The 21,327-nt window shown below is 59.9% G+C and carries 20 protein-coding genes; 7 read left to right on the top strand and 13 right to left on the bottom strand.

Annotated features, from left to right (window positions below; translation table 11 throughout):
* Positions 1 to 18: 18 nt before the first annotated feature.
* The 3 genes from AT6N2_RS04120 to AT6N2_RS04110 all read right to left on the bottom strand — a co-directional run bounded on the left by AT6N2_RS04120 (position 19) and on the right by AT6N2_RS04110 (position 3,075).
* Positions 19 to 1,257, bottom strand: a complete 1,239-nt coding sequence (locus tag AT6N2_RS04120) for a L,D-transpeptidase family protein (RefSeq protein WP_209088696.1) — start codon at positions 1,255 to 1,257, stop codon at positions 19 to 21.
* Between the two features lie 155 nt (positions 1,258 to 1,412).
* Positions 1,413 to 2,696, bottom strand: a complete 1,284-nt coding sequence (locus AT6N2_RS04115) for a DNA polymerase IV (RefSeq protein ID WP_209088693.1) — start codon at positions 2,694 to 2,696, stop codon at positions 1,413 to 1,415.
* A gap of 70 nt (positions 2,697 to 2,766) precedes the next feature.
* The gene (locus AT6N2_RS04110) at positions 2,767 to 3,075 is read right to left on the bottom strand and encodes a DUF3572 domain-containing protein (RefSeq protein WP_063951183.1); all 309 of its coding nucleotides are present in this window, start codon (positions 3,073 to 3,075) and stop codon (positions 2,767 to 2,769) included.
* A 130-nt stretch (positions 3,076 to 3,205) separates the two neighbouring features.
* On the opposite strand from AT6N2_RS04110, the gene AT6N2_RS04105 reads away from it, so the two are divergent.
* Positions 3,206 to 3,577 carry a response regulator gene (locus AT6N2_RS04105; RefSeq protein ID WP_003496409.1) on the top strand — a complete coding sequence of 124 codons (372 nt, stop codon included), beginning with the start codon at positions 3,206 to 3,208 and terminating at the stop codon, positions 3,575 to 3,577.
* A gap of 18 nt (positions 3,578 to 3,595) precedes the next feature.
* Positions 3,596 to 4,966 carry a PleD family two-component system response regulator gene (locus tag AT6N2_RS04100; protein ID WP_209088690.1) on the top strand — a complete coding sequence of 457 codons (1,371 nt, stop codon included), beginning with the start codon at positions 3,596 to 3,598 and terminating at the stop codon, positions 4,964 to 4,966.
* Positions 4,967 to 5,906: 940 nt separating this feature from the next.
* Here AT6N2_RS04100 and rpmG read toward each other — a convergent pair.
* The 6 genes from rpmG to topA form a co-directional block, all read right to left on the bottom strand.
* Complete coding sequence (rpmG, locus tag AT6N2_RS04095) at positions 5,907 to 6,074, bottom strand: 50S ribosomal protein L33 (RefSeq protein WP_003496403.1); 168 nt, start codon at positions 6,072 to 6,074, stop codon at positions 5,907 to 5,909.
* Positions 6,075 to 6,163: 89 nt separating this feature from the next.
* Positions 6,164 to 7,330 (bottom strand): MFS transporter, encoded by a 1,167-nt coding sequence (locus tag AT6N2_RS04090; RefSeq protein ID WP_172801657.1) that lies wholly within the window; start codon positions 7,328 to 7,330, stop codon positions 6,164 to 6,166.
* A 17-nt stretch (positions 7,331 to 7,347) separates the two neighbouring features.
* Positions 7,348 to 8,016, bottom strand: a complete 669-nt coding sequence (locus tag AT6N2_RS04085; RefSeq protein ID WP_425292734.1) for an NUDIX domain-containing protein — start codon at positions 8,014 to 8,016, stop codon at positions 7,348 to 7,350.
* A gap of 20 nt (positions 8,017 to 8,036) precedes the next feature.
* Positions 8,037 to 8,480: a DUF983 domain-containing protein gene (locus AT6N2_RS04080; protein WP_209088687.1), complete on the bottom strand. Its 444-nt coding sequence runs from the start codon at positions 8,478 to 8,480 to the stop codon at positions 8,037 to 8,039.
* 42 nt (positions 8,481 to 8,522) lie between these two features.
* Complete coding sequence (gene rnr, locus AT6N2_RS04075) at positions 8,523 to 10,877, bottom strand: ribonuclease R (protein WP_209088684.1); 2,355 nt, start codon at positions 10,875 to 10,877, stop codon at positions 8,523 to 8,525.
* A complete protein-coding gene (gene topA / locus AT6N2_RS04070; protein ID WP_209088681.1) occupies positions 10,874 to 13,558 on the bottom strand; it encodes a type I DNA topoisomerase in 2,685 nt (894 codons plus the stop codon). Before topA ends, rnr begins: the two co-directional genes overlap by 4 nt.
* Before the next feature lie 259 nt (positions 13,559 to 13,817).
* On the opposite strand from topA, the gene AT6N2_RS04065 reads away from it, so the two are divergent.
* Positions 13,818 to 14,051, top strand: coding sequence for a hypothetical protein (locus tag AT6N2_RS04065; RefSeq protein WP_077225113.1), 234 nt, complete (start codon positions 13,818 to 13,820; stop codon positions 14,049 to 14,051).
* Here AT6N2_RS04065 and dprA read toward each other — a convergent pair.
* The 4 genes from dprA to AT6N2_RS04045 are packed head-to-tail and all read right to left on the bottom strand — an operon-like array spanning position 14,004 to position 18,061.
* On the bottom strand, positions 14,004 to 15,146 hold the full coding sequence (gene dprA, locus AT6N2_RS04060) for a DNA-processing protein DprA (protein WP_063951176.1): 1,143 nt from the start codon (positions 15,144 to 15,146) through the stop codon (positions 14,004 to 14,006). The two genes, AT6N2_RS04065 and dprA, sit on opposite strands and share 48 nt — an antisense overlap.
* Positions 15,147 to 15,167: 21 nt before the next feature.
* The gene (plsY, locus tag AT6N2_RS04055) at positions 15,168 to 15,785 is read right to left on the bottom strand and encodes a glycerol-3-phosphate 1-O-acyltransferase PlsY (RefSeq protein ID WP_209088678.1); all 618 of its coding nucleotides are present in this window, start codon (positions 15,783 to 15,785) and stop codon (positions 15,168 to 15,170) included.
* A 45-nt stretch (positions 15,786 to 15,830) separates the two neighbouring features.
* Positions 15,831 to 17,123: a dihydroorotase gene (locus AT6N2_RS04050; RefSeq protein WP_209088675.1), complete on the bottom strand. Its 1,293-nt coding sequence runs from the start codon at positions 17,121 to 17,123 to the stop codon at positions 15,831 to 15,833.
* Positions 17,120 to 18,061, bottom strand: coding sequence for an aspartate carbamoyltransferase catalytic subunit (locus tag AT6N2_RS04045; protein ID WP_209088672.1), 942 nt, complete (start codon positions 18,059 to 18,061; stop codon positions 17,120 to 17,122). Before AT6N2_RS04045 ends, AT6N2_RS04050 begins: the two co-directional genes overlap by 4 nt.
* A gap of 129 nt (positions 18,062 to 18,190) precedes the next feature.
* Here AT6N2_RS04045 and AT6N2_RS04040 point away from each other — a divergent pair, with 129 nt between their 5' ends.
* The 4 genes from AT6N2_RS04040 to AT6N2_RS04025 all read left to right on the top strand — a co-directional run bounded on the left by AT6N2_RS04040 (position 18,191) and on the right by AT6N2_RS04025 (position 21,323).
* Positions 18,191 to 19,843 carry an acyl-CoA dehydrogenase family protein gene (locus AT6N2_RS04040; protein WP_063951173.1) on the top strand — a complete coding sequence of 551 codons (1,653 nt, stop codon included), beginning with the start codon at positions 18,191 to 18,193 and terminating at the stop codon, positions 19,841 to 19,843.
* Between the two features lie 138 nt (positions 19,844 to 19,981).
* Positions 19,982 to 20,593 carry a GNAT family N-acetyltransferase gene (locus AT6N2_RS04035; protein WP_209088669.1) on the top strand — a complete coding sequence of 204 codons (612 nt, stop codon included), beginning with the start codon at positions 19,982 to 19,984 and terminating at the stop codon, positions 20,591 to 20,593.
* 62 nt (positions 20,594 to 20,655) lie between these two features.
* The gene (locus AT6N2_RS04030; RefSeq protein ID WP_209088666.1) at positions 20,656 to 20,952 is read left to right on the top strand and encodes a type II toxin-antitoxin system ParD family antitoxin; all 297 of its coding nucleotides are present in this window, start codon (positions 20,656 to 20,658) and stop codon (positions 20,950 to 20,952) included.
* Positions 20,949 to 21,323 carry a type II toxin-antitoxin system RelE/ParE family toxin gene (locus AT6N2_RS04025; protein ID WP_209088663.1) on the top strand — a complete coding sequence of 125 codons (375 nt, stop codon included), beginning with the start codon at positions 20,949 to 20,951 and terminating at the stop codon, positions 21,321 to 21,323. The genes AT6N2_RS04030 and AT6N2_RS04025 overlap by 4 nt, the downstream gene beginning before the upstream one ends.
* The last annotated feature ends 4 nt before the right edge of the window (positions 21,324 to 21,327 follow it).

The following is a 21,327-nucleotide window of genomic DNA, read 5'->3' as shown; positions in this document are numbered from 1 at the left end:
ACACAGCTCACCCAGTGCTCACATTGGCCCTTCTTTCGTGACGGTGATGAAGTCCGTACCGGTCCCTGTCTCCAGCTGGTGACTGATATCGGAGACGGTGATGGAGCTACCGCTCGAAAGCTCCTGCTCGATCCGATTGCGGACATCTGCAGGTATATCGACGCGGCTCAGCACGGCGCTTAACTGATCAAAACCACCGGGGGCTTCGGTCTCGGTGATTCCGAGCCGTTTTTGGGCGGCTGCCGGCAAGTGGTTTTCCAGCGTGACGCCATTCCATTCCGCAGTTCCGGCCGCTCGATCCACGGAGACGGCTTCGAAGAAATGGGTTCCGAGCGCGACTTCCGGGTCCTTGATGTCGATGGCGGCTTCGAATAGCGGCTTGAAATCCTGCCGCACCATGATCTGGCCAGTCGGGGGATGGTCTTCACCGGCGGAGGCGTACAGCGCCGTCACGAAGGCGTCGGTCAAAAGCGGGCCGGTTGTTTTGAGACCCTTCCAGCGCTTGAAGCCGTTGATGGCGCTGATTGTCATTTCTCCCGCGTAACCATCCGCCACACCGGCGTCGAAGCCGAGACGCGTCAGCACCGTTTGAATATCCATCACCTTTTCCCGCTCCCCACGCCGGGTGATGAGAATGCGCAGCGGCGAGGGGTCTTTCACCTTCGCTGTCGGCTTGAGAGACTGGGTTTTTTCATTAATGGCCACTTCGACTGCGCCCAAGGCCGCATCGAAAGTCGCTGGACGCAACTCGACATCCGAGAGCAGCAGCTTCCCGTCATCGGTATCGTCACGCGGAACAAACAGAGCCGGATGCTGAACGAAGCGCAGCGACACCGGACGGTCGGTGATGATGACATGAACGCCGGTGCGCGTATCGCCGAACAGTGACTTGGCGAACTTGGATGGCAACCGCACGCAGCCGTGCGAGGCCGCGTAGTTCGGCACTTTGCCTTCATGCAGTGCAATGCCGGACCACGTCAGCCGTTGCATGAACGGCATGGGCGCAGCCGAGTAGATATTCGATTCGTGATATTTCCGCTTTTCCAGAATGGAGAAGATGCCGCTCGGCGTCTCGTGCCCGGGCTTGCCGGTGGACACTTTCGAGGTGGCGATGATCTCACCGTTTTCGTAGAGCGCCAGTGATTGATCGCTTTTGGAAACGAGGATCTGCAACGACCGGCCGTCGGCGGCAAGCGCCGGAAACGCAAGAATGCTGGCTGACAGCATGCCAGCCAAGAGACGAAGGCGAAAGGACATGACGCAATACACCACATGCACAAAACTTGCTTCATTCAACCACGGGAAGTTTAATGAAGCTTAAGGACCGGGAATTTTGGACATCACTAATTTGTGTAAAATCTGAAATATCCACAACAAGACGGGCGCGGCAGCGTGATGCAACGCTGCAACCGCTATTTGCGGTGTCCAAACGTATAGCCCGTCTCGACGCTGCCCTTGCCGAACTTGTCGCGCAGCTTGTCCATCGCCGCTTCTGCCGCAGCCCGGCGTTCCGCCTGTTTGTCAACGAGATCAGGCGGATCGGCAAGCGCTGCGTCGCGCAGGTCGCTGACGCCAATGCCGATCAGCCGGAATTTCGTGCCGTCGATTTCTTTTTCGAGCAGCGAGAGGCCGGTGCGGAAAATCCGGTCGGCAAGCTGCGTCGGGTCGTCCAGTCGGCGATTGCGGGTGCGCAGCCTGAAGTCCGCCGTTTTCATCTTCAGCACCACCGTATGGCCGGAAATACCGCTCTTCTTCAGCCGCCAGGCAACCTTCTCCGAAAGCGAGCGCAGGATCGGGACGATATCCTCGTGGCGCGAAATGTCGTTGAAAAAAGTGGTTTCCGATGACACGCTTTTGGCCGGATCATTGTCATGCACATGCCGTTCGTCGATGCCGCGGGAGAGCCGGAACAGGCGCTGCCCCATCCCGCCATAACGGCGCATCAGCTCGCTTTCCTCCATCTCCTGCAATTGCGAGATCATGCGAATGCCGTCTGCTTCCAGCGTCGCCGCGAAGGCCTTGCCCACGCCCCAGATCGTCGTGACGGGGCGCGTCGCCAGAAAGGTAAGCGCCTCGGCTTCGCCGATCACGGAAAAGCCGCGTGGCTTTTGCAGGTCGGACGCCACCTTGGCGAGAAATTTGCAATAGGAAAGCCCGGCCGAAACCGTGACCCCGACCTCCTTTTCAACCCTCCGGGCGAATTTCGCCAGAACACGTGCCGGGGGATCGTGATGCAGCTTCTCGGTGCCGGAAAGATCAAGAAAAGCCTCGTCGATGGAGATCGGCTGCACCAGCGGCGTTAACTCCTGCATCATCTCTCGGATTTGCCGCCCGACGCGGCTGTATTTTTCCATGTCAGGCTTGATGACGACGGCGTCAGGACAGGCTTCCAGCGCCTTGAACATGGGCATCGCGGAACGTACGCCGTGTATTCGGGCAATATAGCAGGCGGTCGACACCACGCCGCGCTTGCCGCCGCCGATGATCAGTGGTTTGTCTGCCAGCTCCGGATTGTCGCGTTTTTCGACGGATGCATAAAACGCGTCGCAGTCGATATGGGCAATGCTCAGATCATACAGCTCGGAATGGTAGAGAAGGCGCGGGCTGCCGCATGCGCGGCAACGCCTGACCCCTTCTGGCTGGCCGGCCAGACAGTCACGGCAAAAACCGGGATCATAGTGCTGCGACGTGGACATGAACCGAAAACAAAACCAGAACGTCCCCGACCATACTCCGGCCGTGACAGCGGCTCAAGAGGCCGCCATCTTAATACACGCCTGAATCCAGTCCCGGCCCGGAAAAGTGATGCCAGGCGGCGGCCACCGTTTCGGGTGACGTATCGGTCGCCGCGCAGAATGCCATCAGGTCCGGTTCGTGGCTCATCAGGAAATCGGTGAGACCCGCCAGAAAGCCGGGATCGGTGACTGCCTGGCGCAGCATGTTGGCCTGCAGCCCGCTCAGCGCCAGAAAACGTCCCAGCATATCAGGCTCATTTGCCAGCCAGCCAAGTATGGCGGCGGCTGTTTCTTGCGGATCCTGGGCGGCTGTGCCCTTGTTTTTTGTATCGCGCAGCATTTCTTCCCCGAAGTTACCTTTTTTGAAACCAAATCCCTCTAGCTTTGCGCAACGAATGGACGATGGAATCGGCATCTTGGCAACTTATATGTCTGGATGAAGGTTTCAAAGGGAAACGGGGACTTCTCACATGCCCAAGCAGGTCATGATAGTCGAAGACAACGAGCTGAACATGAAGCTCTTTCGCGACCTGATCGAGGCGTCCGGTTACACGACGATCCAGACGCGTAACGGCATGGAAGCGCTCGATCTCGCCCGCAAGCATCGCCCTGACCTCATCCTCATGGATATTCAGCTTCCGGAAGTCTCCGGGCTGGAAGTGACAAAATGGCTGAAGGAGGACGACGAGTTGCACGTCATCCCGGTTATTGCCGTCACGGCCTTTGCCATGAAGGGTGATGAGGAGCGTATCCGCCAGGGCGGATGTGAGGCCTATGTATCGAAGCCGATTTCCGTTCCGAAATTCATCGAGATCATCAAGACCTATCTGGGCGACGCGTAAGGCGACTGGGGAACGGGAATGACAGCGAGAGTTCTGGTTGTTGACGATATTCCGGCCAATGTGAAGCTTCTGGAAGCCCGTCTTGTGGCGGAATATTTCGACGTTGTCACGGCCGAGGATGGGTTCAAGGCTCTGGCCATCTGCGACGACGAGCAGGTGGACATCATCCTCCTCGATATCATGATGCCGGGCATGGACGGATTCGAAGTTTGCGAGAAGCTGAAGAGCAATCCGAAGACGGCGCATATCCCCGTTGTGATGGTCACTGCGCTGGATCAGCCCTCGGACCGCGTGCGGGGTCTGAAGGCTGGAGCCGACGATTTCCTGACCAAGCCGGTCAATGACCTGCAGCTTATCGCCCGCGTCAAAAGCCTCGTGCGTCTGAAAGCCGTCAGTGACGAATTGCGGCTGCGCGCCGAGACGGCACGCCAGATCGGCATCGAGGAGATGCTGCGCAGCGATGGCTTGATGCAGACGCCGGGGCGCGTGCTGGTGGCGGATGGCCGCGCCAGCTCGCAGGAGCGGATCGTCCGGGCACTGAAGCCGATTGCCGACGTCGATGCCGTCACGGAGCCACAATCGGCGCTGCTGAAGGCCGCGAGCAATCCATTCGAGCTGGTCATCGTCAATTCCAATTTTGAGGATTACGATCCGCTGCGGCTGTGCTCGCAGCTACGTTCGCTGGAGCGCACCCGCTTCCTGCCATTGCTTCTGGTGGCGGAGCAGGGGGCGGATGACATGGTGGCGCGGGCGCTCGATCTTGGCGTCAATGATTACATCCTCCGGCCGATCGATCCGAATGAACTCGTCGCCCGCACGCTGACGCAGATCAGGCGCAAACGGTACAACGAGCATCTGCGGTTGAACCTTCAGCACACGATGGAACTCGCCATCGTTGACGCGCTGACCGGGCTCAACAATCGTCGCTATCTCGACAATCACCTGAAGATACTGTTCGATCGCGCCGCCGTTCGCGGCCGCCCTATCTCCATCTGCATGACGGATATAGACCGCTTCAAGCTGGTCAACGACACCTATGGTCATGATGTCGGTGACGAGGTTCTGCGAGAATTTGCCACCCGCATCCGCAGCACGGTGCGAGGTGCGGATCTCGCCTGCCGATACGGCGGAGAGGAATTCGTCGTCGTTATGCCCGATACGCCAATGGAGCTCGCGGCAAGTGTTGCAGAGCGCCTGCGGTCGATCGTAGAGGACAAGCCTTTTTACGTCCGTTCCATAGACCGGCAGCTGAGTATCACCGCGTCGCTCGGCATCGCGACGAGCAGTGGTGCCTTCGGCACGCCGGACGAAATACTGAAGCAGGCAGACAGGGCGCTTTACGAGGCAAAGCACACCGGACGCAACCGGGTTGTCGCAGCAGCTGCCTGAGCCGGCTACGCGCATGCCGTCATCACTCTTGCGCTATTCTTCGTCATGTCCGACGGAAGCGCGGGCCCGACGGGAGAATGCCGGGGTGTGATGCTGCAAGTCTTTGAGTTCGGATGTATTTTATCATTTCACAATGAAAAGATGTAATGAGTCGATGTAAATATAGTAAAAGTTGAGAAATGCGTTGAATTCTGCCGTTTCACGAACTATAGTGTACCAGATTTGTAAACTTAACCATGTCTACCTGGTCCCGTACTTTAGCCTAAGATTTTGTTGATTTTTATTTTACTTCTGCGCAAACTCATTGTTGAGAATAACAGTTCTTCCCAGCGGTTTATCCGTTTCATGATGATGAATGATGGCGGCTAACCGTCGCGATTTCGCTTGTCAGGGGCTGGTATTGCGTAGTTTGAATGCCCCATGATGCTCAGGTCCGCCGCATCTCCTGAATCGTGGGGTCGGTCGGCTGGCGATGTTCGAATCGGTTCCTCGTGCCGTAATCGCATCGTTGGTCGACCGCCTTGTTTCTGAAAATTGGCCTGCCTTAACGCTGCTCGCCCTCGGGTGCGAGCGGCGTTTTCTTTGCTTTGTTGCAACGCGGGTTTGAGCCTGTTGGCGAATGTGGTCTTCCTGCCGTCGCGTCGCATTTTCCGAACGTGAAATCACTTGCACGCGTCGCGGGAAGGCTGTGGCGCCACTTCATCCCATGCCTGGTTGCCCGGCCGTGCCTATTGCAGGCGGGCCTCTGCATGACGATCGCTGCTTGCGATCGGGCGTCGCGTCCAGGGAGGTAGTGATTGCACACCGGAAGCGGCTTTTTGCACCGTCTTTCAAACGAGGGAAGGGCGGCGAAGCCGGCGACCTGATGGAATGCCGGGGAAGCCACAAACAAAAAACGCGCCCGTGGGGCGCGCTATTTGCCGGAGAACCGATCAAGAAATTACTTGATCTTGGTTTCCTTGAATTCAACGTGCTTGCGTACAACCGGGTCGTACTTCGTCTTCGTCATCTTGTCCGTGAACGTACGGCTGTTCTTGGTGGTGACGTAGAAGGTACCGGTGTCGGCTGTCGACAGCAGCTTGATCTTGATTGTTGTAGCTTTCGCCATGGTCGTCCTGCCTTTAAACAAAAGAGAAGCCGCAGGCTCTTGTGACCTCGGCTAAATCTGGCGCGAAACTACGTATCGCGCCCGAAAAGTCAAGCCTGTTTTGCCCGGAAAACAAAACGGACGATATAAAGCACCACGTAAAGTCCGAAAAATGCGGCCAGAGACCAGGCGAAACCATCGGTGCCGGCGAGGTCCATCGAAATACCGACGGCCTGCGGTCCTGCAATCGTGCCGACGGCATAACAGAAGATGAAGGCAGCGTTGGCGGCAACGAGGTCGGCACCCGTCAGGCGCGAGCCGAGATGGGTCAGTCCAACCGTGTACATGCCGGACACGAGACCACCCCAGAACAGGAGAAGCGCAGCCACGAGCAGCCAGCTGTCAACAAGGAAAGGCAACGCCAGAGTGCCACAGACGCCCGCAAGGGCCATGAGCCCGAGCATGGTGCGCCTGTCCTTCATCCGGTCTGAAAGAAGGCCAATTGGGATCTGGAACACCATGTTGCCTATCCCCATCACGGTAAGCAGGAGTGCCGCCTGTGATTCGTTGAAGCCCTCTCGGGTGGCATAGATCGGAAAGAGCGACAGACCGCCCGCCTGTACCGACCCGAAGACAAAGGCCGCGGCGGATGCCATGGGCACCAGCCAGACATACCGCACGAAATGATGGTTCGGCCGCTCATCGAGCTCCGGGCTTTCGCCTCGGGCCATGAAGATCGGGATGGCTGCCAGAAGAATGATCGCCGCGCCAACGAGGAAGGGCAGGATGCCTTCGCTGCCAACCGCGGAAAACAGCAATGGACCCACCGCAAAACCGACGGCGAGGCCTGTGGCGTAGATGCCGAGAACCATGCCGCGTTTGCGCGGCGGCGCGGACATGTTGATCCAGTATTCCGACAGGATGAAGAGCGTCGTGGTCGCACCGTGGAACACGATTCGCAGTGGAAACCACATCCAGAAGGCGTCGGCGAAATAGAAGCCGAGAGCACTGAGTGCCGAAATGACGACGGCGAACAGCATGGTGCGCGCGACGCCGAAATCATGGGCGATCTTGGTGGTGACCGGCGCCGCCATCATTGCCGCGACGCCCGCCATGGCCGAGTTCACCCCGATCATGGTGGAGGAGATACCGCGCTTCTCAAGGATGATGGAGAGCAGCGGCAGGCCGAGACCAATGGCGACGCCCACCGCACTGATGGCGGAGATGGCGGCAATCAATGAGGGCCAGTGAATGGCGTCCGCTTCTTCGCATTTCATATCTGACATGACGGCCTTTATACAAAGTCTCGAATGAAGCGGCCGTGGCGCGTGACATAGAGCCGCGCGGGGCTTTCAAATGGTAGTGAGGGATCACCTATCATGAGTTTTGTGACATCTTCGAGAACCGTGCGCGTAATTTGGGGCATGTTCAGACCGGAAAGGTCTGCCGTGTCAAGCCATTGCACGTTGCCGAGTTCATCGGAATCGCGGGCACCGCTCACATCGAGCTGCAATTCATCGGCGTAACAGCAGAAGAATCGCGTGTCATAGCGCCGCACATTGCCGGGCGGGGTGATGGCGCGGGCCACATATCGGAAATGGGAGAGATCGGGTCCGCCTGCGGCAAAACCCAGGTCCATACCGGTCTCCTCCAAAAGCTCACGCGCAGCGGCAAGTGCTAGCGCTCTGGCGCCGGCGGAGGTCAGACGCCGGGACGCAGAGAGCGTCAGGCGCTGAAGAACGACAGGGTGGAGATCGCCGGAAAAGGGAAGCGCATGGTCGCGAGGGTCGCGCTTACCGCCCGGAAAGACATAAGCCCCCGGCATGAAGACGTGAGCCTTGCTCCGTTGGCCCATGAGGACCCTCGGCCTTGGTCCGGCACGATCGAACAGGATGATGGACGCCGCATCGCGCGGCCGCATCGGAGGATGAGCGGCTTTTTTACCCACCGGATGCTGAAGCATCTGCAAGGTCTCTCCCTCGATCAGTGGGAAGAGCCGTCTATCTGCACTTTCGGCTCCCGTCGGTCGAATCCATGCATGCGCAGCGCCCATTGCAGGCCGATGACACCGCCCTTGATGGGTTGCAACGTCAGAAGCGCTGCCAGAATGGTGATCGGCACCCAGATGGCGAAATGCGCCCACATGGGGATATTGAGGACCAGGTCGGTCATCATGAAGCCGCCGACCGCGATGTGGCCGATGATGACGATGGAGATATAGGGTGGAAGGTCGTCCGAGCGGTGATGGTGCATTTCTTCGCCGCAGGACGCGCAGGCATCGACCGGCTTCAGCCATGCGCGAAACAGACGGCCGCTGCCACAGGCCGGGCAACGGTTGGCCATGCCGCGCATGATGGATCGGCCAAGTGGCCGTTCGGCGCTATCGTCTCCGAAGGTAACGGTCTCCGAGCCCTGATGTGCACTCATCCTTAAGTCCTTCCCGTCCGTTCGGCCGTTGAGGCCGCCTTGTTATCGTCGCCTTCTCGGCGGCCGTGTTCCGGGTTTGGCGGCAGCCCGCGCTGTCCGCCGTCCGGCCTTGTGGAACGAGCGTACGCCCATCGGCATCTTGCGCCCAGGACTCAGCATATCGAATCTGAGCGCACCCGCCAGCGGCACCGCTTCCGCGAGCCTCACCTGCACCGTGTCACCAAGCTGATAACCGAGACCGGTCTTTTCCCCCGTAAGAGCCTGATGGGCTTCGTCGTACAGGAAATAATCGGTTCCGAGCGTAGATATAGGAACAAATCCATCAGCGCCAAACTGCGGAAGCGCGACAAATAGTCCTGCCTTGGTGACACCACCGACCCGACCCTCGAATTCCTCGCCAACCCGCTCGGAAAGATGATGCGCGATCAGCCGGTTGACGGTGTCGCGCTCGGCCGCCATGGCGCGGCGCTCGAAGGTGGAGATTTCCGCAGCGATATCGTCGAGAGTCGCTTCTTCCTGTGGGGTGATGCCGCCTTCACCCAACCCCAGAGAACCCACCAGCGCGCGATGCACGATGAGGTCGGCATAACGCCGGATCGGTGAGGTGAAATGGGCGTATTTCATCAGGTTGAGGCCGAAATGGCCGATATTTTCGGGGCTGTAGATCGCCTGGCTCTGGCTGCGCAGCACCATCTCGTTGACCATGATCTGGTGCGGCGTATCGAGCGCGCGCGCCAGAATGCCGTTGAAGGAATTGGCGCGCATGGCCGCACCCTTGGCCATGGTAATGCCAATCGTCCCGAGAAACTCGCGCAACACCTCCTGCTTGGAAAGCGTGGGCGCATCGTGGACACGGTAGACCAGCGGCTGCTTCTTCTTTTCCAGCGTCTCGGCGGCGGCGACATTCGCCTGGATCATCATTTCTTCGATCAGCTTGTGCGCATCGAGACGTTCGGGAATGACCACCGAGTCGACGGTACCATCGGGACGCAGCTTGATCTTGCGCTCGGGCATGTCGAGTTCCAGCGGCTGGCGCCGGTCACGGCCTCGCTTCATCACCTCATAAGCGTGCCACAGCGGCTTGAGGATCGGCTCCAGCAGCGGTCCGGTCTTGTCGTCGGGCTTGCCATCAATCGCCGCCTGGGCCTGCTGGTAGGAAAGCTTGGCGGCGCTCTTCATCATGATGCGGTGGAAGGTGTGCCCGGCCTTGCGGCCTTCCTTCGAGAAGGTCATCCGCACCGCAAGGGCAGGGCGGTCGACGCCTTCCTTCAGCGAGCATAGATCGTTGGAGATGCGCTCCGGCAGCATCGGCACGACGCGATCCGGGAAATAGACGGAGTTGCCGCGTTTCAGCGCCTCGCGGTCCAGTGGCGAACCTGGCCGAACATACCAGGAGACATCGGCAATCGCGACGGTAACGATGACACCGTCAGGATTGTCGGGTGACGTGTCCGGCTCGGCATAGACCGCATCGTCATGGTCCTTGGCATCGGCCGGATCGATGGTAATGAGCGGCAGGTCGCGCCAGTCCTCGCGATGGGACATGGTCGCTGCCTTGGCCGCATCCGCTTCGGCAAGAACATTCTGCGGGAATATATGCGGGATGCCGTGGGCGTGGATTGCGATCATCGAGATCGCTTTTTCCGAAGCGACGGAGCCAACGACCGAGAGAACCTTGGCGCGCGTCAGGCCGTAGCGGCCGCTGTTGCGCGAGGTTTCAACCTCGATCAGATCGCCATCCTTGGCATCGCCGACGCCTTCGGGGTCGATGACCATTTCCTCGCCGCGCCGATCAATCGGCATCAGCCGTCCGCCGCCGCCGGGCGTTGCCTTGAACACGCCAAGCAATGCATTTTGGCGGCGGTCGATCAGCTTGACGACGCGGGCGGTGTAAGCAGGGCCAGTGCTTTCCTTCGAGGGAAAGATTTTCGCAAGAATGCGGTCGCCGAGACCGGCAGCTGGCGCTTTCTTGCCGCGGTCCTGCGAGGACTGGCGGATCAGCACGGCCGGCGCTGCGCCCAGATCCTCGGGCCATTCCGCCGGGCGGCCGATCAGCTCGCCGTCCTTGTCGCGGGTGGTGATGTCGAGAACCGTCACGGGCGGCAGGCCGCCCGGCCGCGTCAGCGACTTGCGGCTCTTGTGCACCATGCCGTCGATTTCGAGTTCCTTCAGCAGAGCCTTAAGGACAACGCGGTTTTCGCCCTTCAGGCCGAAAGCCTTGGCGATTTCCCGCTTGGAGGCCTGTTGCGGATGATCCGCAATGAATTTCAGCAGCACTTCGCGGGAAGGCACCTCGCCGTGGATGATGCCTTCGCCTTCACTCACCCGTTTGCCGCGCCCGGTGCGTCCGAAACCGTCGCTGGCGGAACCCTGTCTCTGACGCGGCGCTTTGCTCACTCTGCTGCCTTCTTGGGTTTGGCCGCTGCCTTCGGCTTGGCGGCCGTCTTGCTCTTTGTTGCCGCCTTGGCCTTGGTCGCCTTCGGCTTGGCCGCGGCGTCACCATCGGCCTTCTTGGCGGTGGTTTTCTTGGCCTTGGCGGGCTTGCCGCCGGTGCCGGTCTTGGCAATGCGCTCGGCAATCAGCACCAGCGCCTCGTCCAGCGTCACAGAGGCCGGATCCTGGCCCTTGGGAATGGTGGCGTTGACCTTGCCCCAGTTCACATAGGCCCCGTACCGCCCGTCACGAACGGTGATAGCGCCACCATCGGGATGGTCGCCCAGCTCCTTGAGAGCAGCGGGCGTGCCGCTACGGCCGCGTCCCGGTCCCTTGCTCTGCTTTTCAGCAATGACGGTCACGGCGCGGTTGAGGCCGATCGAGAACACGTCCTCGATGCTTTCGAGGTTCGCATAAGAACCATCATGCAGCAGGAAAGGTCCGTAGCGGCCGAGGCCCGCGGAAATCATCTTGCCGGTTTCCGGGTGCTTGCCGATATCGCGCGGCAGGTTGATGAGGGCCAGCGCCTTCTCGTGGTCGATATCCTCAGGCTTCCAGCCCTTGGGCAGGGAAGAGCGCTTGGCATCCTTGCCCTCGCCGCGCTGGATATAGGGTCCGAAGCGGCCGGAGCGAAGCGTCAGCTCCTCCCCGGTCATGGGGTCGGCACCCAGCGCCTTCGGCTCGTTGAGAGCAGCGGCTTCGGCTTCCGCACCGTCGGAGGTCAGCTGACGCGTATAGTTGCACTCAGGGTAGTTCGAGCAACCGACAAAAGCGCCGTATTTGCCAAGCTTCAGTGACAGATTGCCGGTGCCGCAAACCTGACAAATGCGTGGATCGGAACCATCCTCGCGCTTTGGGAAGACCAGAGGCGCCAGAACCTCGTTCAGCGCGTCCAGCACGTTGGTGACGCGCAGTTCCTTGGTATCTTCGATCTGGGCGAAGAAATCCTTCCAGAAATCGCGCAGCACCTGCTTCCAGTCCAGTTCACCGGCGGAGATGCGGTCGAGCTTTTCTTCAAGGGCGGCGGTAAAGTCGTACTCGACGTATTTGGTGAAAAAGCTTTCGAGGAAAGCAGTCACCAGCCGGCCGCGCGAATGCGGCACCAGCTTGCGCTTGTCGATGACGATATATTCGCGGTCGCTCAGCGTCTTCAGCGTCGCCGCATAGGTGGAAGGACGGCCGATGCCGAGTTCTTCCATCTTCTTGATCAGCGACGCTTCCGAATAACGCGGCGGCGGCTCGGTGAAGTGCTGGCTGGCATTGATCTTCTGCTTGGCGAGGTTTTCGCGTTCATTGATCGGCGGCAGACGGCCTTCGTCGTCACCATCGTCGCTCTGCTCGCCATCTTCCTTCTGGTCGGTATAAGCGGCGATAAAGCCGTCAAAACGAATGACGGAGCCAACGGCGCGCAGGCCCGCCCTTTCGCCGCCGTTGCTGGCGAGAATCTCTACCGTCGTGCGCTCTATTTCGGCTGACGCCATCTGGCTCGCAATACCGCGTTTCCAGATCAGCTCGTAAAGACGCAGCTGGTCGGCATCGAGGTAACGCTTCACCTGATCCGGTGTGCGGTTGAAATCGGTCGGGCGGATAGCCTCGTGCGCTTCCTGGGCGTTCTTTGCCTTTGTCGAGTAGAAACGCGCCTTTTCCGGCACGTAACGGTCACCGAACTGCTCGCCAATAGCCTTGCGGGCGGCATCGATCGCTTCCGGGGCCATCTGCACGCCGTCGGTACGCATATAGGTGATCAGACCGACGGTCTCGCCGCCGATATCGATACCTTCATAAAGCTTCTGCGCCACCTGCATCGTGCGCGAGGCGCCGAAGCCCATGCGCGACGAGGCCGCCTGCTGCAGCGTCGAGGTGGTGAAGGGCGGGCCGGGGTTGCGCTTGACCGGCTTGGCCTCGACGCTGTCGACCAGATACGTCGCGCCTTCGAGCAGCGACTTCAGCCGGTTGGCTTCGTCGCCGGTCTTGATCGCGCGGTTCTGCAATCGCTTGCCATCGGCCGAAACCAGCTTGGCTTCGAACTCGCCACCGCGCGGTGTCTTCAGCAGGGCACTGATATTCCAGTATTCTTCGGATACGAACCGCTCGATTTCGGATTCGCGGTCACAGACCAGGCGCAGCGCCACCGACTGCACACGGCCGGCGGAACGGGCGCCCGGCAGCTTGCGCCACAGAACCGGAGAGAGGTTGAAACCGACGAGATAATCGAGCGCACGGCGGGCGAGATAGGCGTCCACCAGCGGCACGTCGATGTCGCGCGGGTTCGCCATGGCGTCCAGAACCGCCTTTTTGGTGATGGCGTTGAAGACCACGCGTTTCACTGGCTTGTCGCCAAGCACACGCTTCTTCTTCAGGAGATCAAGAACGTGCCAGGAAATGGCTTCGCCTTCGCGATCCGGGTCGGTTGCGAGAAAGAGGCCGTCGGAGGATTTTACCGCATCGGCAATATCTTTCATGCGCTTGGCGGACGCGCTATCGACCTCCCAGGACATTTCGAAATCCTGGTCGGGCAGCACCGAGCCGTCCTTGGCAGGAAGGTCTCTGACGTGGCCAAAGGATGCAAGAACCTTATAGCCCGAGCCAAGATACTTATTGATCGTCTTGGCTTTGGCAGGAGATTCTACGACGACGACATTCATATTGTTCTTCTCTGGAACTGGTCCGTTAACGTGGCCCCGGTTGCAGCCTATTGCCGCAATTGGCCTTCTTTATAATTCGACATGGACAGGTAATGCCCGCTGGTCAAGAGGCAAGCCCGATTTTCTCGTTTCGAGATGACTGCAACCTATGGATAATCTATTGTTGTATTGCAATCTTTGGTAAATTGGTTATGATGGGAAACATCATTTGAGAAGACGTATTGCTTCCCGTTTCACGGTGAATTTTCAGGATAAATATATGGTCCCCAACGCAACAAACAATAATGCCGACAAGGATGGGACCAGAGAGAGCTTGGCTTACATCCGCCAGATGCTGGCTGAGCTACGGCAGGTAGCGCACCGGGAGGGTGCCGACATGCTGTGTTACCTGATCGAGATGGCCTATGTGGAAGTCGGTGATATCCAGAGCGGCCGGCGCAAACTCTCAATCCGCGATGATGAGCGACACGCGCCCCCCGGCATGCCGGTTTAGACGCCCGGCAATATCGAGCTCCAGCAGCACAAGATGAACGGTTGCGGCTGAGAAACCCGTATGTCTGATGATGTCATCCGTTTCAACGGGCGAGGGACCGAGAGCGGCGGCGATGATGCTGCGCTCGTCGTCTCCTGGCGGTGACATTTCCACATCCTGCTCCGGTTCCTCAATCTTGCGGTCATAGGGCAATTGCGGTTCCATCAATGGTCGCAGTGCATCAAGAATATCGGCCGCTCCCGTGGTCAGCATGGCGCCTTCCTTGATCAGCCGGTTCGTCCCTTCGCAGCGCGCGTCAAGCGGGGAGCCGGGAACGGCGAAAACAAGCCGCCCGGCTTCACCTGCAAGCCGCGCCGTAATCAATGAACCCGAACGTTCCGCGGCCTCAACGATGACGACGCCGAGCGAGACGCCCGCGATCAGCCGATTGCGGCGCGGGAAATCCCGCGCGCGAGGCTCCCAGCCAAAGGGCATTTCGCTGATCGTTGCGCCGCCCTGATCGTAGATGTCATCCAAAAGGCCGAAATTTTCCTGCGGGTAGGGGCGGTCGAGACCACCGGCCAGCATCGCCACCGTGCCGGTTGCAAGGCTTGCCCGGTGCGCTGCCGCATCGATCCCGCGCGCCAGCCCCGATGCGATCGTATAGCCGGCCCGACCACAATCGCGCGCCAGCATTGCCGCGAATTTCGCGCCATTGATGGAGGCGTTGCGTGAGCCGACAATGCCGATGCTGGGCCGGGTTGCTGCGTCTGCCGAGCCCTTCATGGCGATGAGCGGCGGCGCGCCATCCATTTGCCGCAGGGCTGGCGGGTAGTCCGGCTCGCCGATGCCAACGAAACGCGCGCCGAAATTCTCGGCAGCCTCAAGCTCCCGTTCCGCCTCCGCCTGGGTGGCGATGCGCGGGCTGCGCGACGAACCGCCACGGCGCGACAGTTCGGGCAGCGCCTCCAGCGCTTTTTCAGCGCTGCCGAAATGATTGATGAGTTCGCGAAAGGTCACGGGACCGATATTGTCGCTACGGATCAACCGCAACCATGCCACCCGCTGCCGCGCGGAAAGCTCTATGCCCTGCCGTGTCGGTTCCTTATTCGGCATGACATGTCCCCGAGATGAAGCTTAGCCCTTCTGTCCGATCCTGCTTTCCGTGCCGGCCATCAGACGCCTGATATTTTCGTGGTGTTTCAGCCAGGAGATCGCACTGAGCAGCGTCACGAGAAGCGCCGTCTTCTCAGGACCAAGCACCCAAAGCGCGACAGGGATGATCACCATTGCCACCAGCGCGGAGAGTGACGAATAGCGCGTGATAAAGGCGGTCGCGATCCAGACCAGTGCAAAGGCGAGCATCATCAGGGGGGCGGCGCCGAGAAGCACGCCAATATAGGTCGCAACACCTTTGCCGCCCTTGAAACCGAGCCACACGGGAAAGAGATGGCCGAGAAAAGCGAAAAAACCGGCGACCAGCGACGCTTCGTAACCCCAGAGCGCATTGGCGACAAGGACCGCCGCCGTGCCCTTCAAAGCGTCGAGCAGCAGTGTTGCGGCGGCGAGCTTCTTGTTGCCGGTGCGCAGCACGTTGGTCGCGCCGATATTGCCGGACCCGATCTTGCGCACGTCACCCAGCCCGGCCATGCGGGTCAGAAGGAGGCCGAAGGGAATGGAGCCCAACAGATAGCCGATCAGCGCCGAAAGCGCGAGAAGGGCAGGCGCGGTCTGCCAGTCAGTCAAAGCACTCATCCAATGTCCCCTCTGTCCCGCCTGCCGCGTGATCTCTTGATGATCTTATGCCAAGGAATGAACGGCTTTGCCAGCCACATAAGTGGCGATTGCGCGACCGCTGAATCGGGCATCCTCGAACGGCGTATTCTTGGATTTCGAGACCAGCTGCTCCTTCGCCACAAGCCATGGCTCGTCGAGATCGATCAGCGTGATATCGGCCTTGGCGCCGACTTTGAGTGTCCCTGCATCGAGACCGAAAATCTTGGCCGGGCGGGTGGAGAGCGCATCGATCAGCCGCATCAGCGGAACCTCGCCGCTATGGTGGAGGCGAAGCGCCGCCGCCAGCAGGGTTTCGAGCCCGACAGCGCCGCTCGCCGCATCCGAAAACGGCAGGCGCTTGGTATCGACATCCTGCGGGTCGTGCGAGGAGACGATGATATCGATGGTGCCGTCCTTCAGCGCTTCAACCATCGCCTTGCGGTCGTCTTCGGCGCGCAGCGGTGGGGAGAGCTTGAAGAAGGTCCGGTATTCGCCAATATCGTTTTCATTGAGCGTGAGATGATTGATCGAGATGCCGCAGGTGGCTTTCACACCCCGCAGCCGCGCAAGCCGGATCGCGTCTGCCGATTCCGGCACGGAAATCTTGGCGGCGTGATAGATCGCCTGCGTCAGGCCTGCAATGCGCAGATCACGCTCCAGGGGAATGATCTCTGCTTCTTTTGGAACGCCTGAAAGTCCGAGCCAGCTTGCGAAAAGCCCCTCATTCATGTCACCGCCGCCGATATATTTGTCGCGGGTCTCGAGCGCGATCACAGCCCCGAGTTCACGCGCATAGGTCATGGCGCGGCGCAGCACCAGCGTGTCGGAAAGCGCCTTGCGACCATTGGTGAATGCCACCGCACCGGCTTCCTTCAGCATTCCGAATTCGGTCATCTCTTCGCCCCGCAGACCCTTGGTGAGGGCCGCGGCGGGATGCACGTTGACGATAGCCTTGTCACGCGCCGCCTTCTTGACATATTCGACCAGCGCAATGTCGTCGATGACGGGGTCGGTATCCGGCATCACGATAATGCTGGTGACGCCACCTGCCGCTGCCGCGCGGGCGGCGGATTCGATCGTCTCGCGGTGTTCCGCGCCGGGTTCGCCGACAAAAACGCGCGCATCCACCAAACCGGGAACGGCCACCACACCCTTGCAGTCGCGCACCGTCGCATCCTCGGGCGCACCCTGATTATGCGCATTCTTGCCGGCTGCGAGAATGGTGCCGTCCGCACCGATAACGATGCTACCGGTCTCATCCAGATTACGGGAGGGATCGACGATACGGAGATTTTTGAGAACGGTCGCGGCACTCATACGCGTTCACCCTGGTTTTGCGAGACAAGCAGGGTTTCCATGACGGCCATGCGCACGGCAACCCCCATTTCCACCTGGCTTTCGATGACACTCTGCGGGCCATCGGCGACTTCGGAAGCGATTTCCACGCCGCGGTTCATCGGGCCGGGGTGCATGACGAGCGCATCTTCCTTCGCCGCCTTCAGCTTTTCGGCGTCGAGACCGTAATAATGGAAATACTCGCGCACCGAAGGCACGAAGGAGCCGGACATGCGCTCACGCTGCAGGCGCAGCATCATCACCACATCGGCGTTATGAAGCCCTTCCTTCATGTCGTGAAAAACTTCCACGCTCATGTCGCGAATGCCGGATGGAAGAAGTGTCGCAGGGGCGACGACGCGCACGCGCGCGCCCATCTGGTTGAGCAGGATGATGTTGGAGCGGGCAACGCGCGAATGCAGCACATCGCCGCAGATTGCCACCGTGATACCAGAAAGCTCGCCCTTGGCGCGACGAATGGTCAGTGCGTCAAGCAGCGCCTGTGTTGGGTGCTCATGCTGGCCGTCGCCGGCATTGACCACCGAGCAGGCGACCTTTTGCGCTAGAAGCGCTGCCGCACCGGCCGAGGAGTGGCGCACGACAAGCACATCCGGGCGCATGGCATTCAGCGTCATCGCCGTATCGATCAGCGTTTCGCCCTTCTTCACCGAGGAATTGCCGACCGACATGTTCATCACGTCAGCTCCGAGGCGTTTTCCGGCAAGTTCGAAGGAAGATTGCGTCCGCGTCGAAGCTTCGAAGAACAGGTTGATCTGCGTCAGCCCCCGAAGCGTCGAGGTCTTTTTCTCGCGCTGGCGGCTGATTTTCACGGCCTCGTCCGCCTTGTCGAGAAGCAGGGTAATATCCTGATGGGAAAGCCCCTTGATGCCGAGAAGATGGCGATGGGGAAAAAAGACCATGGAAATTGTCCTCCGGGTCGCAATAGTCAACGGGTCTATAAAGACAGGTGGCGTTGCGGGCAAGCATGCGATAAGCCGGGTTTTGGCATATACACGCAATAAAGCACGAATCCCGATAGAAGGATGCGAATGACAGGCATGAATCGGACAGAAGAACAGCTCGCCGAACTGAACCAGCCCAGCCTCTGGTCAGGTATTAACGCCTATCGTTCCGATCCGCTGATCGTCGATCTGACCTCCGGCCTGTCGCGTAATCTGAGGGATGAGTACGATCAGCTCGGTCGCTACGTTACCTCGCATGAGGCGCAGGAACTGGCGCGCATGGCGAACCAGGGCGTGCCGCAGCTGCACACCCATGGCCCGCGCGGCGAGCGCTTGGACCAGGTGGAGTTTCACCCGGCCTGGCATGCCCTCATGCGCCGTTCCATGTCATCAGGTCTGCATTCCAGCGTCTGGGAAAATTCTCCCGATACGCGCGGCAATGAGCACAAGGCCCGCGCCACGAAATTCTACCTGACCTCGCAGCTCGAAGCAGGCCATCTCTGCCCGCTGACGATGACCAGCGCCTCCGTTGCCGCCATCATGGCGTCGCCGCGCGTGCAGAAGGAATGGGCGCCGAAAATTCTGTCGCGCAAATATGATTCCGCGCAGAAGCCGGCCCTGCAGAAAACCGCCGTCACCATTGGCATGGGCATGACGGAAAAGCAGGGCGGCACGGATGTGCGCGCCAACCGCACCACGGCGGAGCGGGTGGGCGAGGGCATCTACCGTCTTTCCGGCCACAAATGGTTCCTTTCCGCGCCGATGAGCGACGGTTTCGTCATGCTTGCCCAGATGGGCGACGGCATGGGCTGTTTCCTCGTGCCACGTTACCTGGAGGACGGTTCGAAGAACGGCCTGCATTTCCAACGCCTGAAGGACAAGCTTGGCAACCGCTCCAACGCGTCAGCCGAAGTCGAGTTTACGGATGCCTTCGGTTATCTGCTTGGCGATCCCGGCAGCGGCATCCGCACCATTCTCGACATGGTGACACTGACGCGGCTCGACTGCGCGCTGGCGTCTGCGGGTATGATGCGCGCCTCGCTTGCCGAAGCCGTGCACTACGCCCGCGGTCGGTCGGTCTTCGGCAAGATGCTGGTCACGCAGCCGATCATGACGCGGGTCTTGGCCGACATGGCACTGGATGTTGCGGCCGCGACCGCGCTTTCCTTCCGGCTTGCGAGTGCTTTCGATGCCGCCCGCAACAATCCGGCCGAAGCCGCCTATGCCCGGGTCATGACGCCCATCGTCAAATATTGGTGCTGCAAGATTGCGCCGGCGCTCATCTATGAGGCGATGGAGTGCCTTGGCGGCAACGGTTACGTGGAAGAGAGACCGATTGCCCGCCACTATCGCGAAGCGCCCGTTAATGCCATCTGGGAGGGCTCCGGCAACGTCATGGCGCTGGATGTGCTGCGGGTTCTCCAGCGTGGCAAGGACCTGTTCGATCTGGTCTTCCAGACGCTGGAGCGTGATCTCGGCCCTGCCGGCAAGAAGACCACCGACGTGCTGCGCGCCGCGATCGCGCTTGCGGAGCGAGACGAGGGTGCGGCTCGCCTCTTGGTCGAGCAGTTCGCGCTTGCGGCCGCTGCCGCCGAGCTTTGCCGCCTCGGCGCCGGCAAGATCGCCGATGCATTCCTTGAAACCCGCCTTGCGGGCGGCTGGCGGCATACTTACGGCATGCTCGATTCCCGTTTTGATCCGACGTATATAATCGATTTATTGTATCCGCCTGCATCGTGATTTTGGGCATGCGGAAAATGATTTTGCAGTCCCGGTGGGAGGGGTCTTTATTTTGAAAACATTTACGGGTTTCCAAAGTGATCGTTGCTGTCATAACGCCCTTGCGGGTTTGTCGACCACGCGGGAGGGTGGCTGCCAATGCTGACCTTCCGTTCCGCCCGCGCTGAGGATGAAGACGCGCTGTATGCCATAAGTCTTGCGACGGGCGACGCGGGGCAGGACGCGACGTCGCTTTACGCCGACGGGCGCATGGTCGGTCACATCTATTCTGTTCCGTATCTGCATTTGTGGCCCGATGCCGTCTTTGTTGCCGAGGATGAAGAGGGCGTCTGCGGCTACATCGCCGGCGCGCTCGACACGGCGGCCCACGAAGAACGTCTGGAACAGGAATGGTGGCCGCATTTGCGCGCGCTCTACCCCGATCCAGGTGGCGACCAGCAGACATGGAATGCAGATCAACGCCGCGCCCATTTCATCCACCATCCACGCCGCACGCCAGTCTGGCTTACCGATCCGTTCCCCGCTCATATCCACATGAACCTTCTGCCGCGCACGCAGGGCAAAGGCGGCGGCACCCGGCTCCTGTCGCGCTGGCTGGATATGGCCAGACAGAACGACGTCTACGGCATCCACCTCGGCGCCAGCGAGCGCAACCATGCGGGCATGCGCTTTTGGGAAACGCGTGGGTTCAAACGCCTGGACAGCCACGAAACTCCAGGCAGCGTCTGGTTTGGGATGGCGCTGGAATGAGATTGGCAGATTATGCCATCAGATGATATGAATTGAGGCAGGTAATATCGTTGGAGGCGCGGATGCCAACGCGGAATGTCGTCCTGACACAACACCATGAAGATATCATAGAAGAGCTCGTCAGATCTGGGCGCTATCAAAACGCGAGCGAAGTCTTGCGCGAGGGCCTGCGATTGATCGAACGGCGCGAGTACTTTGAGGCGGCTCGAGTGGAAGCCTTAAAGAGAGCCGCGCAAAAGGGGTTTGCGGACCTAGATCAGGGACGCTTCACTGATGTCGCAGATGATGATCTCGACGACTTCATGGCCGCACTGGGGCGCGAAGCTGAAGTTCGTGCCGCCAAGCTTGATCAAAAATGAAGACGTATCGGCTTTCGCAAGCCGCGCGATCGGACATTATCGAAATCCTCGCATGGACGCACGCGACGTTTGGTGGCAATTCGAGAAAGCGCTACGAGAAATTGCTTGCGACGGCGTTGCGCGATATCGCGCAGAATCCATTCCGTGCAGGAACAAGTTTGCGACCCGAAATAGCTGATGAGGTGCGCACCTATCATCTTCGGCATAGCCGGGAGAGGGCAAGAAGTGAGAACGGCCTCGTCAAAAATCCAAGACATCTGCTGCTCTATCGCGTTCTGAACGAGGATCTGGTCGGCGTCGGCCGAGTCCTTCATGATTCCATGGAGATCGAGCGGCATCTGCCTGATGACTATGGGGAAATCAGCGCCTAAGAAT

The organism is Agrobacterium tumefaciens, from assembly GCF_017726655.1.
Classification (GTDB): Bacteria; Pseudomonadota; Alphaproteobacteria; order Rhizobiales; family Rhizobiaceae; genus Agrobacterium; species Agrobacterium tumefaciens_B.
Note: the sequence above shows the minus strand (reverse complement) of the source record. Positions and strands in the feature narration are given on the sequence as shown.

Bases quoted from the DNA above. Each gene is read 5' to 3' on its own strand.
- AT6N2_RS04120 (WP_209088696.1), bottom strand. From the start codon at position 1,257: ATGTCCTTTCGCCTTCGTCTCTTGGCTGGCATGCTGTCAGCCAGCATT.
- AT6N2_RS04115 (WP_209088693.1), bottom strand. From the start codon at position 2,696: ATGTCCACGTCGCAGCACTATGATCCCGGTTTTTGCCGTGACTGTCTG.
- AT6N2_RS04110 (WP_063951183.1), bottom strand. From the start codon at position 3,075: ATGCTGCGCGATACAAAAAACAAGGGCACAGCCGCCCAGGATCCGCAA.
- AT6N2_RS04105 (WP_003496409.1), top strand. From the start codon at position 3,206: ATGCCCAAGCAGGTCATGATAGTCGAAGACAACGAGCTGAACATGAAG.
- AT6N2_RS04100 (WP_209088690.1), top strand. From the start codon at position 3,596: ATGACAGCGAGAGTTCTGGTTGTTGACGATATTCCGGCCAATGTGAAG.
- rpmG (WP_003496403.1), bottom strand. From the start codon at position 6,074: ATGGCGAAAGCTACAACAATCAAGATCAAGCTGCTGTCGACAGCCGAC.
- AT6N2_RS04090 (WP_172801657.1), bottom strand. From the start codon at position 7,330: ATGAAATGCGAAGAAGCGGACGCCATTCACTGGCCCTCATTGATTGCC.
- AT6N2_RS04085 (WP_425292734.1), bottom strand. From the start codon at position 8,016: ATGCTTCAGCATCCGGTGGGTAAAAAAGCCGCTCATCCTCCGATGCGG.
- AT6N2_RS04080 (WP_209088687.1), bottom strand. From the start codon at position 8,480: ATGAGTGCACATCAGGGCTCGGAGACCGTTACCTTCGGAGACGATAGC.
- topA (WP_209088681.1), bottom strand. From the start codon at position 13,558: ATGAATGTCGTCGTCGTAGAATCTCCTGCCAAAGCCAAGACGATCAAT.
- AT6N2_RS04065 (WP_077225113.1), top strand. From the start codon at position 13,818: ATGGTCCCCAACGCAACAAACAATAATGCCGACAAGGATGGGACCAGA.
- dprA (WP_063951176.1), bottom strand. From the start codon at position 15,146: ATGCCGAATAAGGAACCGACACGGCAGGGCATAGAGCTTTCCGCGCGG.
- plsY (WP_209088678.1), bottom strand. From the start codon at position 15,785: ATGAGTGCTTTGACTGACTGGCAGACCGCGCCTGCCCTTCTCGCGCTT.
- AT6N2_RS04050 (WP_209088675.1), bottom strand. From the start codon at position 17,123: ATGAGTGCCGCGACCGTTCTCAAAAATCTCCGTATCGTCGATCCCTCC.
- AT6N2_RS04045 (WP_209088672.1), bottom strand. From the start codon at position 18,061: ATGGTCTTTTTTCCCCATCGCCATCTTCTCGGCATCAAGGGGCTTTCC.
- AT6N2_RS04040 (WP_063951173.1), top strand. From the start codon at position 18,191: ATGACAGGCATGAATCGGACAGAAGAACAGCTCGCCGAACTGAACCAG.
- AT6N2_RS04035 (WP_209088669.1), top strand. From the start codon at position 19,982: ATGCTGACCTTCCGTTCCGCCCGCGCTGAGGATGAAGACGCGCTGTAT.
- AT6N2_RS04030 (WP_209088666.1), top strand. From the start codon at position 20,656: ATGCCAACGCGGAATGTCGTCCTGACACAACACCATGAAGATATCATA.
- AT6N2_RS04025 (WP_209088663.1), top strand. From the start codon at position 20,949: ATGAAGACGTATCGGCTTTCGCAAGCCGCGCGATCGGACATTATCGAA.